The organism is Shewanella sp. YLB-07, assembly GCF_009377275.1.
In genome coordinates, this window is record NZ_VOQB01000010.1 from 73,347 (window position 1) to 86,146 (window position 12,800).

The following is a 12,800-nucleotide window of genomic DNA, read 5'->3' on the forward strand; positions in this document are numbered from 1 at the left end:
TTAAACGTGCTGGTAGAGCTTCAAAGTCGTGGGCTCAAAGGTATTCTCTTCGCCTGTATCGATGGCTTAAAAGGCTTTCCTGATATTATAAATCATCTTTTCGAACACTCTAATTTAGCTTTGCATAGTCGTATGGTGAGAAACTCGATGAAGTTTGTGCCGTACAAAAACTACAAATTAGTGGCAGCCGATTTAAAGAGAATTACCAGTCAGTAACCGAATAATTTAGAACATTATGGCGAGAAATGGGACGAAAAATATCCCCATATCTCAGTACCCTAGCACAAGGCTAATCTTGATGCGCTATTTAATGACCCTCAAGACACCCGGTAGCCATCTACACATCAATGCTATCGAGCACTTAGAACAGTGTGATTAGGAAAGTTATCAAGAATCGTAAGCTCTTTCGAAATGATTACCCAGTAAAGAAAGTCGTTAACTTAGCGTAAACGCAAGCCTCGAAGAAGTGAACCATAGCGATTAGAAAAAAGTATCACGAATCGCATTATGATTGAGTTTGAAGATCGAACATAAAATCACATAAAAATCAACTGGTTAAACAGCGCCTATCGACAGAATTCAAAGATCGCCCCTAAAATATTCAATATTCGGGTGTTTGGGGGTTACACAAAATGTCAACCGTTCTCCATCAAATTGACTTATTAGAGCTATCCTTGCTCTATAAACTCTGCGTTTCCTCCATTGCACTTTTTAGTGCTTGACTAAACTTAATTGCGCCAGGTAAGGCTAAATGATCGTCATCATAAAAATAATCATTAGTGCCACCATCCATCTCTTCATAAAAGAAATCATGAAAATCAAACACCTCAATATTGTTGTGTTTGGCCAGTTTAGCTAATAGCTTATGATGATCAGGGAGCCACTTCTGAATCCTTACATCCTCATAATATTCTCGGGTAAGGGGAGGGACAACTAGAATTAATCGACCTTTCCTTTCTTCTAGTATCTCGGCCAGTAAACTCAGCCGTCCCACATTATTTTCAGGCAGTTCAGGTTCAGCCATCAACGACAACTCAATAAGAGTACTATGATGAGCAACTGTAGTATTTGCATATTCAGCGATACATTCAGCTTTCATAGTTTCCATTCTATAGCCACCAAGCAGAAGTGTCTTTTTATTTATAATACCTTCTGCTAACCAAAAGCAAGGCTTTACTATTACCTCCTCAGTCCTTTCCAAGGCAACGGGCTCTAATAATTTCATAAATACCTGCCGAACTTCAAAAATCGGAAAAAGTTGTAAAACCCAAGTTTGAAGACTCGCTTCAAAATCATAAGAAAACGTTTCATAGGATAAGGGAAGATTACTAATTACATTTCCTTTACGCTTTTTAATATCTCGACTAATATAAAGTTGAGACATATGCAAAGTACCAGGCGAAACTGACAAAAAAATCACATCAATATTGACAGCGTGACCCAGAATAATGCTGGATTTAAATAAGACCTCTTCTATATCTCCACCACCATCATGAAAATTAACCCCTTTAACACCTAATGAAGGAAAATTAAAACCAATACTGTGCGAGGTTCCAAGGGCTAAAGCGGTAAAAGTATGAGGCTCCTTCTGAAATAATGACAGTTTGGTCACTTTCACATAATCGTGGAGAAAATAAAGCGAAGCATTCATGCTTACAGACAACAATAAAAATACTAGTAATATGCTCCCTAAAAACCTACTCAAATATTCAAAATTGAAAGTAGATAAATGGTTCATCTATAAACCCCCCTATCATAAAAATGCAAATCAGCATCAACATAGCAGCCCCCCAACGTAGATAAGATACCAAGTTAGCAATCTCAGCGATAATATCCAGCTGTTTGCACTCGATATGAAAGCTATAAACAAATAGGCAACCAAGGCCTACAAAAGCCTTAAAAAGCATTAATTTCCCATGAACTGCGTATACATCTGAAAACTCAGTACAGTAAGAAGGGACTACCATGTAACCAAGCACTGAAAGTAGTATTGGAGTATCTTGAATATAAAACATTGGAGCGCTGAACATCAAGACTATAGCTAAACAAATTCTACTATAGAAACCAGAGTAATTGAGACAAAAACCAAATGATTGAGTGACAATTTTTGATATCGGGAACCAACAAATCATTACAACACCATGGAATAAACCAAAGAGAATAAAATTCCAGCTAGCTCCATGCCAAAGACCAATAATAATTAAAGTAAAAACAGTAACTACTGAGCGTAGAGGCTCTGTAGGAAAGCGCCTAAGTAACGGGATTTGAATATAATCTCCAATCCACCGAGTTAAACTTATATGCCATCGCTGCCAAAAAGACCTCAGGTTTGATGAAAACAATGGTCTTCTAAAATTGATCGTTAGCCTAACACCAAACAATAATGCCACACCTCTTGCGATCTCAGAATATGCCATAAAGTCACAATAAATCTTTAGCGTAACCAGTGCACCAGTAAGCCAATAAACCCAAACAGAGAATCGCACTTCACTAAAGTATACAGAATTAATGCTTTCGCTTAAGTTATCCGCAATAACCAGTTTGACAAAAAGGCCCCAGACGATGAGCAGCAAACCATAGCGGAATTGATACAAGGTAGGTAAGGATAGAGACTTCAGCTGTGGAAGTAACGTGCGACTTCGCTCAATTGGACCGGCAACGAGCTGAGGAAAAAAACAAACAAATAAACAAAAAAAACCTAGATGCTTTTCTGGCTTAATCTTACCTAAGTAGACATCAAACGTATAACTCAGTGTTTGTAATGTATAGAAAGATAGCCCTAAAGGAAGTAATAAATCATGTAATTCTAAATCGAGACTAAATAATGAACTTGCATTACTACCGAAAAAATTCCAATATTTAAAACAAAATAAAATACCTAGATTAACGAATAAACTTATTAGCAAATATTTTTTTCTCGCAGATGTACATTCTTTTTGCCCCATTTTCAACGCACAAAAATAGTCAATTAATGATGAGAAAAAAAGCAGTGGTATATACCGCCAATCCCAATAAGCATAGAAGCCATAACTGATTAGCAGCATCAATACCCAACGATAACGAGTAGGTACAAGACAATAGCCAACAAAAACCAATGGAAAAAAAACTAAAAAAACAAGCGATACAAAAGACAATTAAAGCCCCCATCACTATCAAACTTATTAATGATACATTTTGTGTTCAATGAATATAGTTTTAACAGTTTGTTGAACGAAGCCGCTTCGCGGCAGAAGAGATAAAAACCATCTTTGCTCTCACATCTTAAATACTTTCTAGAAGCGACCAAGCTTGGTCGTAAATCTAGGAGTATTGTCATGAACACATCCAAACAGCAACGCTTTGATTCTCTTTATGAACAAAACCTTACCAACTTAACACTGCAAGGCAAGCGACCCGCAACCATCGATGCTTATAGTCGTGCAGTACGACGTATTGCTGCGTACTTTGACTGTTGCCCCGATAATCTCACGACTGATGATTTGAAGCGTTACTTCGTCGATTTAATCGCATCCCATTCATGGAGCACAGTGAAGTTAGACCGTAACGGCTTACAGTTTTTCTATCGGCATGTGTTCAACCAAAACTGGGAGTGATTTAATATCATCAAGCCGCCTCAAGTGAAACGATTACCCGACATCCTTACCCCAGCAGAAGTCGCTATCGTGATTAGTCTCACCCGCCAACTGCGTTATCAGGTCTGCTTTTTGACCCTTTATAGTATGGGCTTAAGGCTTGGTGAGGCTGTTTCATTGCGTGTCGGTGATATCGATTCGCAGTTGATGCAGGTGCATATTCGTGATGCTAAAGGCAGCAGGGCAATTTTCTTGCTCCTGCAAAAATCACATCCATGTGAATAACAAACTCGTCCCCTTACCTAAACGAACCTTGATTGCGCTGCGGTTTTACTGGCAGACACATAGTCATCCTCGCTTTCTGTTTCCCGGCAAAGATAGCTAACCAGACTCATTGATAGATAAAGGCGGTATTCAAAAAGCACTGAAGCGGGTTATCGGAGAGTGTAATATTCATAAATCCATAAGCCCGCATAACCTACGTCATAGCTATGCGACACACCTGTTAGAGCAACGTCTCGATTTACGCTCGGTTCAAACCTTACTCGGCCTTAACATCCTTAACATCCTTAACATCACCGCGCGTTATACCAGACTCACTCAAATTACCCGCAAGAACACCATCAAAGCCATTAACCAACTCGCTGACCATTTGGTGCTGAAATGGAAGTGTGGCACATGAAGTTCATCGACATTTTACGCGACCATCTTGAGGAGTTTAATCAAGTGTATAAACGGCAAATCACTCCCTCGATACGCCAAGCGATACAGGCCATGCTCAGTTGCCGAGCCAACACCCAAAGAGTCAGCCAATGAGCTTGCCAGAGTTTTACTCATACCGCTGACTTCCGCTCTCATACGGCCATCGTAGTTGCCCACAATATCAGCACAACACCACGCCAGATTGGTTGCTGAAGCAACAAGCCAAGTTACTGCCAGTTGATTACTACATGGTCACCTTTACCTTACCGTTTGATGTCGCAAAGTATCAACCAGAGCAGATATATCAAGCCATGTTCTCAGTCGCAGCCAGTGTACTCAAAGTACTTTGCTACGCGTTCAAATAAACTGGGTGGCGACATTGGCTTTACAGGCATATTGCATACTCACAGTCGGCGGCATGATTTTAATCCCCACACCCACTTCATCATCCCTGCTGGCAGCTTTAACAAAGACAAAAAACAGTGGCAAAAGAACAAAGGCAAGTACCTGTTTAACGCCTCTAACCTTACCAAGGTCTGGCGGGCACGATTGCTAGAGCAGCTGACACAGCAACTAGATATCAAACTGCCAGCATCATTCCCAAAAAAATGGGTGCTCAACTGCCGACACGTCGGTAAAAGCTTACCAGCACAGCAATATCTGTCACGTTATCTCTATCGAGGTGTTTGCCCGACAAGAATATTATCAGTGACATCGATGGCCACGTCAGCTTCGACTATCTAGACAGTCAAACTCAGACAAATAAAGTACGTACCTTACCGCGAAGGATTGTTTATGGTTAGTCCTACAACACGTGCTACCAAAAGGGTTACGACGAGTAAGGGACTATGGGGTACTTCGAGGGAATTGCAGCAAACTACGGCAACAAATACAGCTTATGTTAGCTGTCGCAGGTGCAACATTTCCATCACTAGCAAAAATAATCAGGAGGCTAACGGTAAGGCCTTACCCTTGCTGTCAGCAACCGATGTGTTTTATGGGAATACACCGAAGTCATTTGGAAAATGGCCGACCAACAAGTTCTATGATCACAGCTTAGCGCTGAGACTTATTACTAGAAGATAGGGATAATGGGGTCAACGAATGAAGGAGAGTCTAAACAGATAACCAACTAACATAGCAGTGATTATTTTAGTATTTTTGATGCTAATAGATCGTACTGGCTAAAAAAGTCACACTCTAATCCTCACCTCAAATAGATCGAACTCTCGATCTGCTATTTACTATTAAAGGTAGCGATTTTAGCAAGTTCGGGCTGTTCAACACTTGGGATAAGGACGCTGCTGCGCGCGGCCTATCCTTATCTGTTATGAAGTCATTATTCAATAACCGATCAGCTGTTAGTTCTTCCTATTTGAACACCAATTTATATCATTACTTTCTCCATCATACTGAAATATCAAGCTGAACAATAAGATGTAATGGTAAACCTACTATAAAACTCCTCAGCAACGTAATTGGTAAAGCCCCAACATCCCAGTAGTAGAGTGGGAGTGATCATTTTTATAATTATCAAATAGGCTTAACCCATTATAGTTTCGCGTCACGTGCGGTGAAGGTCAAATTTGTTGGGTGCTTTTCGAGAATATTGTCGGACGGTAGCCGAAGTATAGTGAAACTATCAGTCCCATCACCTCGAAAAACAGACAAGCGTCTTAATGCCTAGTAACATCAGAACCAAATGAAACGTATTTGAAACAACATATAGAATACGAGCGGTAAAGGATATTTCAGCAGTTATTGAGCCTAATCTGATGTATTATCGAGGTCTTAAGTTCCATTTATTTTGTGAACACACTTGCTAATGAATTTACATAGATGGCTACTTAACATCTATCAGCTGATAAGGCACGGAACAATCTAAGGTTACCTGTGTTGGCTAATGAGAATACTCCAACGAATACAACCAATTTCAAAATAACTAGCAAGTAAGAGAAAGGAATATCTCTTTAGACGCTCAGTGGCTTTGTTCAACGATCACCATTACAAATCAAGTATTACAGCTACAAAATAGCTTTCACTGCCCCCTATATTGAACAGCCTACTCGACATAGCGAATCATATGCTGTTTATTTGTGTTACTACACTCTTGGAAGATAATTACATCAAAATCGGTTACTGACTCGTAATTGAGTAGGTCGGTTATACTTCATGAAATTTTTAATTTAAAATGATTACTCTCTCCAAACACTTACTGGTTATGCTCAAATGTATTTCGAATATGAAATGGGCAACAGACACTTCCGACCACCGTGCTTTATAAGGATAGTAAGGATAGTAAGGATAGTAAGGATAGTAAGGATAGTAAGGATAGTAAGGATAGTAAGGATAGTAAGGATAGTAAGGATAGTATTTATACTTGCCCCATCTAATGATTTCCAGTTTAATCATCCGCTTACTTAACTTGCTTAACAACTATTGATTAATAATAAAATATCGATGCTAAAAACACTTCTCTGGAGTTTAAAATAAATCGTCAGAAAATATAGAACACGTAATATTCTGTTCTAATAATCTACCCCTGAATATTATAACGAGTGTTAATTAGGTTTAGCAGCATCCCCTGAACCACTTCCTGTAATAGTCATGAGAATAAATTTGAGATAATTTTTAACTGTTAATGTATCTATCATTTCTTTATCGGTTTGAGCTAAGAGTCCTGGTGTAGACATATCTATATTTTTAACTTGTGCCAAACCTGTTACTCCAGGAAGGACATTATACACCCCTAATGCATCACGTTCTTGAATTAATTCATTTTGATTGAATAAATTTGGACGAGGCCCTACCAAACTCATTTCACCTTTAAGTACATTAACGAGTTGTGGCAACTCATCAATTTTAGTTTTACGAAGACATCTACCAAATTTTGTAATGGAAGCATGATTAGCTAAATGACTAGCAACTGATTTAGTTTCTACAACCATAGTACGAAACTTAATAAGTTTAAATGGTTTCTTATTCTTTCCCACACGAATTTGAACAAAAATAGGCGATCCTGTATCAAATATACCGATAATGGCTACACACAGTAAGATTGGCCATAGTAACAACAATCCTAAAAAAGCTGCAAAAAAATCTATAATACGTATCATTTGTTATTCTCTGAAAGTGAAGTCATAGCTTGCTTCATAGTGTATGGAGGACTCCACCCTAGAATTTTTTTAGTATTCGATGAATCTACCTGTAAATTACCCACTAATTGTTCGACCATTAATTTTTTATTCAATAGACACGCAGCAAACCTTATCATATTAGTAGGAATTGGGAATTGCATAGTTGTCTTTCCCAGTCCTTCAGCAATCGCATTAGTAAACTCTTTAATGGACACAGTTTTACCATCAGATGCTAAAAAAGTTTTTCCTACTGCACTTTGGTGTTTAGCACAAGTTACCAGTAAATCAGCAAGGTTTTGCACTGCAATAAAATCACGTCTGTTATCAGTAAGACCAAAAGGCAGCAATGGAAAATTATTTACTAGGCGACTGAGCACACCAAAGTTACCTGGGGCATTAGGACCATATACCAAAGTAGGTCGTACGATCACAACCTCTAACCCTGTCTCATTAGCGATATGTTTTAATCCTAACTCAGCATCGTATTTTGATTGAGCATAGGCGTTGTGTGGTTGTGGACTAGACTCTACAGAAAAAGGCGTTCGATACGTTGAAGTACCATTCACACCAATTGAGCTAACAAATACAAATCGTTTAACCCCAGCCTTAGCCGCTTCGTTGGCAAAATGTAAAGTTCCCTCAACATTGACAGACTGATAATCCTGCTCGCTGAATGAATTAGAGTGAGCGAGCCCAGCAAGATGAATGATTGAATCAATATCAGAAAATGCACCTTGCCAATTGGTTTCTGCATTTAGTGTTTTAATTTTATATACAGATGAATAGTGATGCTTCCTCCCCTCTCTTACAACCTGTTTTTTTATATTATACTTTTGTAATAATACTTTCCCGACAAACCCTGTGCCACCTGTTAACAAGATACTCATGATACCATCATTGTATTAACAACCCTTTTAATTTTGGTTAATGCCAACGTTTCTGAAAAATTATCGATTAAACACTTCCTTGGTTGCATTAGTGGCGTATCACTCATTTGCAATGTATCTGTGACATTATCAAGTTGTTCAGCTAAAAGTGTTGGTTTAGCAGCCTCGCAAGCCCAACCGACTTGATATTCAGATAACAAGATAGACAACTCAGAATTATTATCTCCCACATAGAGAATAGGTTTATCCGCAGCCATCGAGAAATAAGCTTTACTCGGTACCCCTAAGCCAAACATGTTACCAGATAATGTTACCAGCGAAACATCGCACGCACTTAATCCAATATGATTTTTTTCTAAATCTAAAGGTCCATAAAAGAATATTTTTTCATAACCACTTTCATTGTTGATTTTCTCTAATGTTTTCTTTACGTAATCAGCTTCTGAGCCACAGCCAATAAATAAATATCTCGCCTGTTTATGTTTTGATAGTTGAATCGCTTTGAGCAGGTTATCCATTCCTTGCAGCCGGCCCATATTACCAAAGAATTGATAAACAATTTGATTCTGCCAACCTAAGTCATTGATAATTTCATTGTCCGCTTTTTCTAAAGAGGGAATTTTTTCTGTCGAAGCCCAGTTAGGAATATAATATATTTTTTCACAGCTTCCAGTTTTTTCTTGTAAAAGCGTTTTCATATCACGTCCTATACAAATCAGACTATCTGGCGAACTGTACATTTTTTTTGATAAATAAATAAGCACCTTATAGAAAAAACTATTTTCAGAAAGGACCTGAGCAGGAATAAGATTATTTGGGAATACATCATGAACCAATACCAACCATTGATACTTATATCTCAATTTTAAAACAGCTAAGCTTGCCATAGTAACGATAGGATTTGTTCCAGAAAAAAGAAGGTCTGCGCTGTACACTTCCTCTTTAATCACTGAAAGAAAGCTCATTGTTTGCTTAACTTGCCCTAACAGCCGCGATAACAAATTATTTTTATTATGCACAGCTATCTTCACAAACCGTGTTTTAATATTATATTTTGATGCGAATGCCAATGAGTGCTCATTCTCTGGAACAATAAGCACAATCTCATAATCACCATTCAAATATTTAGTGATTTGTGACCAATAATAAGCTGTTGAATTATGATTTTCACCAATAAATTCGGCAAGAATTACGACTTTTTTTTTCACCTTAATACTCTTTCCAAACCACACGCTTAACATAATCCGTATAAGAATGAATAATTCTTACCATTTTATCAGATACGTTAGGCATGCTGTAATCATACACAGGACGAAGAAGACGTTCATCACCACTTGGTTGAGATTCCAATACTTGCAACGCCTGCATAATACGCTCAACACTTAGACCTACCATCATTACCGAAGCTTCTTCCATGCCCTCTGGGCGCTCATGAGCTTCTCGCAGATTTAATGCAGGGAAATTCATGATTGAGGATTCTTCATTAATGGTACCGCTATCAGATAATACAACTTTCGCATTTTTCTGAAGATGGTTGTAATCATGAAAACCTAAAGGTTTAAGTAGCTGTATATTTTTATGGAAATCAATACCTTGGGATTCGATGCGATTTCTTGTACGTGGATGCGTTGATACAATCACTGGAAAACCATAATGCGCAGCAACTTTATTTAGGGACTCTGCTAGCTTAGCTAATTGCTTTGGAGAATCTACATTTTCTTCACGGTGTACGCTAACGACGAAAAACAGTCCTTTTTCTAACCCTAGACGTGACAATACATCAGAAGCATCAATTTTAGGCATATAATGATTTAATACCTCGAACATTGGACTTCCAGTTTTAATTACACGATCAGCAGGCAAACCTTCAGCTAAAAGGTAATCACGAGCAATAGTACTGTATGTCAGGTTTATATCCGCAGTATGATCAACAATTTTACGATTTGTTTCTTCAGGTACACGTTGATCAAAACAGCGGTTACCAGCTTCCATATGGAAGATCGGTACTTTACGTCGCTTAGCTGGAATAACTGAAAGACAAGAGTTCGTATCACCCAATACTAACATAGCATCAGGTTGAACCTCCTCTAATACTTGATCAACTTTGATAATCACCTGTCCAATAGTTTCAGCAGCATTTTTTCCTGCGGCATTCAAAAAGTAGTCAGGCTTACGTACACCGAGATCATTGAAAAAAACTTCGTTAAGTTCATAATCATAGTTTTGACCAGTATGAACTAGAACATGTTCACAATGTTCATCTAATTTGGCTAAAACACGTGACAGTCGAATAATCTCAGGACGAGTACCAACCACTGACATAATTTTTAATTTTTTCATTTAATTACCTAATATTAAAGTGGTTTAGCAAAAGTATCTGGATTATTTCGATCGAAAATCTCATTAGCCCACAGCATGACAATTAGCTCATCATCACCAATATTAGTCACATCATGTGACCAGCCTGGTGCAGTTTCAACAATTTTTGATTCTTCACCATTTATGGCTAACTCATAACGTTCATCCGTGATGATATTCTGAAACTTGAACAAAGCTTTACCTTTTATAACAAGGAATTTTTCAGTTTTTGAGTGATGGTAATGACCACCACGAGTGATCCCTGGATGAGCTGTAAAGAATGAAAACTGACCCGAATCTTTCGTTTTAAGCATTTCAACGAAAGTGCCACGTTCATCACTATGTCTAGTAACTGAATAAGCAAACTGCTCAGGGTCAAGGTAACTTAGATAGGTTGAATAAAGTGCGCGAACAAAATCCGTACCCACCTTCTCGGTAACTAGATTGCTTCTGCTCTCTCTGAACTGAGACAGTAACTCAGCAACATCACCAACTGTTGTTTTATAAACAGGTGATATCTCACAATTGTTAGTATCTACAATAGAGTCGTCTAACAAACGGACAAATTGCTTACAAACATCATCAATATAAACAAGTCGAAGCTCCGCTTCTGCATTGTTAATGGTAATAGGTAAGTTATTTATTGTATTGTAGCAAAAAGTGGCAATAGCTGAATTATAATTAGGCTTACACCATTTACCGAATACGTTAGGTAAACGATAAATATAGATCGTTGCACCAGTTACATCTCTGTAAGAGTTTAGAATATTTTCTGCTACCGCTTTACTTACCCCGTAAGGATTATCAAGTTCAGCCTGAATTGAAGACGTTAAAACAAGGGGTGTTTTTTTATCTAACTTGATAAGGTGATTTACTATTAAGGCAGTTAAATCTGCATTACCACTTTTGAATTCGTCTTCATGTTTTGGACGATTTATACCCGCTAGATGATAAATAAAATCAGCACTTTCTACCTTTGCTAAGATATCATCTTTAGTATCTTCAAGCGTAATAGTTGTAATGGAAGTAAAGCCGATCTCAGATAAAGTGACAAGTAAGTTTTTTCCTATAAAACCATTTGCTCCTGTTACAACAATATTCATTTATACGCCCTCTGGAACAACTAGATTACCAGCCTTTATTTCTCTCATAAAATCAAGTTTTAGTAAAAGTGCTTCCATTGCAGCAACGTCTAAACCGACAGTGTTATGTGAGTTATAATCTTCAACTGTAGAAAGGTCTTGTTCACCTTCTTCAGTAAACTGTGCATAGTTCAAATCACGGTTGTCTGCAGGGATCCGATAATAATCACCTTGATCTTGAGCTACAAACATCTCCTCACGGCTACAAAGTGCTTCGTATAGTTTTTCACCATGACGTGTTCCAATCACATTAACTTGATGCTCTGGTTTACCCATTAAATTAATAATAGCTTGAGTAAGTACATCAATTGTGGCACCTGGTGCTTTCTGTACAAAAATATCGCCGTTTTTTCCATTTTCAAAAGCATGTAATACTAAATCAACAGCATCATCAAGTGTCATCATGAAGCGTGTCATATTCGGATCTGTTACCGTTAACGGTTTACCTTCTATAATTTGACGACAAAATAGTGGAATGACACTACCACGAGATGCCATTACATTACCGTAGCGAGTTGTACAAATAGTCATCCCTTCGGGGACATTACGAGACTTAGCTACAATAACCTTTTCCATCATCGCTTTTGAGATACCCATTGCGTTAATAGGATACACTGCTTTATCAGTGCTTAAACAAACCACTTTATGGACCCCATGATTAATCGCAGCTTCAAGTACATTTTCAGTACCGAGCACATTGGTTTTAACAGCCTCAAGCGGATAGAACTCACACGAAGGTACCTGTTTAAGAGCAGCAGCATGGAAAATATAATCTACACCGCGCATTGCATTTGAAACACTTTGATAATCACGGACATCGCCAATATAAAATTTCAATTTATCTGAGTTGAATTTTTTACGCATATCATCTTGTTTTTTCTCATCTCGAGATAAAATACGAATTTCTTTTATATCGGTGTTTAAAAATCTATTTAGAACGGCATTCCCAAACGAACCTGTACCACCGGTAATTAATAACACATTTTCTTTAAACATAAAAAA

At 37.9% G+C, this 12,800-nt stretch carries 12 protein-coding genes and 1 pseudogene; 5 read left to right on the forward strand and 8 right to left on the reverse strand.

The features are described from left to right. Positions 1 to 6 precede the first annotated feature (6 nt). Complete coding sequence (locus FS373_RS32805) at positions 7 to 216, forward strand: transposase (protein WP_152830468.1); 210 nt, start codon at positions 7 to 9, stop codon at positions 214 to 216. A 463-nt stretch (positions 217 to 679) separates the two neighbouring features. On the opposite strand, the gene FS373_RS20375 is transcribed toward FS373_RS32805, so the two are convergent. Together FS373_RS20375 and FS373_RS20380 are read right to left on the reverse strand one after the other, a co-directional pair. Beyond that, entirely contained in the window at positions 680 to 1,738 is a 1,059-nt protein-coding gene (locus FS373_RS20375) for an SGNH/GDSL hydrolase family protein (RefSeq protein ID WP_152830469.1), read from the reverse strand. After that, complete coding sequence (locus FS373_RS20380) at positions 1,710 to 3,134, reverse strand: MBOAT family O-acyltransferase (RefSeq protein ID WP_152830470.1); 1,425 nt, start codon at positions 3,132 to 3,134, stop codon at positions 1,710 to 1,712. Before FS373_RS20380 ends, FS373_RS20375 begins: the two co-directional genes overlap by 29 nt. 180 nt (positions 3,135 to 3,314) lie before the next feature. Here FS373_RS20380 and FS373_RS32195 point away from each other — a divergent pair, with 180 nt between their 5' ends. The 4 genes and pseudogenes from FS373_RS32195 (at position 3,315) to FS373_RS20390 (ending at position 5,334) form a co-directional block, all read left to right on the forward strand. Beyond that, positions 3,315 to 3,593 (forward strand): site-specific integrase, encoded by a 279-nt coding sequence (locus tag FS373_RS32195; RefSeq protein ID WP_227993069.1) that lies wholly within the window; start codon positions 3,315 to 3,317, stop codon positions 3,591 to 3,593. Between the two features lie 24 nt (positions 3,594 to 3,617). Further along, the gene (locus FS373_RS32200) at positions 3,618 to 3,857 is read left to right on the forward strand and encodes a tyrosine-type recombinase/integrase (RefSeq protein ID WP_322619541.1); all 240 of its coding nucleotides are present in this window, start codon (positions 3,618 to 3,620) and stop codon (positions 3,855 to 3,857) included. Between the two features lie 109 nt (positions 3,858 to 3,966). Continuing rightward, positions 3,967 to 4,254, forward strand: coding sequence for a tyrosine-type recombinase/integrase (locus FS373_RS32205; protein ID WP_227993073.1), 288 nt, complete (start codon positions 3,967 to 3,969; stop codon positions 4,252 to 4,254). Next, positions 4,251 to 5,334, forward strand: a pseudogene (locus tag FS373_RS20390) (transposase). Before FS373_RS32205 ends, FS373_RS20390 begins: the two are co-directional and overlap by 4 nt. A gap of 1,501 nt (positions 5,335 to 6,835) precedes the next feature. Here FS373_RS20390 and FS373_RS20400 read toward each other — a convergent pair. The 6 genes from FS373_RS20400 to FS373_RS20425 are packed head-to-tail and all read right to left on the reverse strand — an operon-like array spanning position 6,836 to position 12,794. Beyond that, positions 6,836 to 7,390, reverse strand: coding sequence for a sugar transferase (locus tag FS373_RS20400; RefSeq protein WP_152830472.1), 555 nt, complete (start codon positions 7,388 to 7,390; stop codon positions 6,836 to 6,838). Then, positions 7,387 to 8,298: an NAD-dependent epimerase/dehydratase family protein gene (locus FS373_RS20405; RefSeq protein ID WP_152830473.1), complete on the reverse strand. Its 912-nt coding sequence runs from the start codon at positions 8,296 to 8,298 to the stop codon at positions 7,387 to 7,389. The genes FS373_RS20400 and FS373_RS20405 overlap by 4 nt, the downstream gene beginning before the upstream one ends. After that, positions 8,295 to 9,506 carry a glycosyltransferase family 4 protein gene (locus tag FS373_RS20410; RefSeq protein WP_322619542.1) on the reverse strand — a complete coding sequence of 404 codons (1,212 nt, stop codon included), beginning with the start codon at positions 9,504 to 9,506 and terminating at the stop codon, positions 8,295 to 8,297. Before FS373_RS20410 ends, FS373_RS20405 begins: the two co-directional genes overlap by 4 nt. Before the next feature lies 1 nt (position 9,507). After that, the gene (gene wecB, locus FS373_RS20415; RefSeq protein WP_152830475.1) at positions 9,508 to 10,638 is read right to left on the reverse strand and encodes a non-hydrolyzing UDP-N-acetylglucosamine 2-epimerase; all 1,131 of its coding nucleotides are present in this window, start codon (positions 10,636 to 10,638) and stop codon (positions 9,508 to 9,510) included. A 14-nt stretch (positions 10,639 to 10,652) separates the two neighbouring features. Continuing rightward, positions 10,653 to 11,759, reverse strand: a complete 1,107-nt coding sequence (wbjC, locus tag FS373_RS20420) for a UDP-2-acetamido-2,6-beta-L-arabino-hexul-4-ose reductase (protein WP_152830476.1) — start codon at positions 11,757 to 11,759, stop codon at positions 10,653 to 10,655. Continuing rightward, complete coding sequence (locus FS373_RS20425) at positions 11,760 to 12,794, reverse strand: polysaccharide biosynthesis protein (RefSeq protein WP_152830477.1); 1,035 nt, start codon at positions 12,792 to 12,794, stop codon at positions 11,760 to 11,762. It lies immediately after the preceding gene. Positions 12,795 to 12,800: the final 6 nt, after the last annotated feature.

What these genes read in the sequence shown, in the direction of transcription:
- FS373_RS32195 (WP_227993069.1), top strand. Translation starts at nt 3,315, where the DNA reads ATGAACACATCCAAACAGCAACGCTTTGATTCTCTTTATGAACAAAAC.
- wecB (WP_152830475.1), bottom strand. Translation starts at nt 10,638, where the DNA reads ATGAAAAAATTAAAAATTATGTCAGTGGTTGGTACTCGTCCTGAGATT.
- wbjC (WP_152830476.1), bottom strand. Translation starts at nt 11,759, where the DNA reads ATGAATATTGTTGTAACAGGAGCAAATGGTTTTATAGGAAAAAACTTA.
- FS373_RS20400 (WP_152830472.1), bottom strand. Translation starts at nt 7,390, where the DNA reads ATGATACGTATTATAGATTTTTTTGCAGCTTTTTTAGGATTGTTGTTA.
- FS373_RS20405 (WP_152830473.1), bottom strand. Translation starts at nt 8,298, where the DNA reads ATGAGTATCTTGTTAACAGGTGGCACAGGGTTTGTCGGGAAAGTATTA.
- FS373_RS20375 (WP_152830469.1), bottom strand. Translation starts at nt 1,738, where the DNA reads ATGAACCATTTATCTACTTTCAATTTTGAATATTTGAGTAGGTTTTTA.
- FS373_RS20425 (WP_152830477.1), bottom strand. Translation starts at nt 12,794, where the DNA reads ATGTTTAAAGAAAATGTGTTATTAATTACCGGTGGTACAGGTTCGTTT.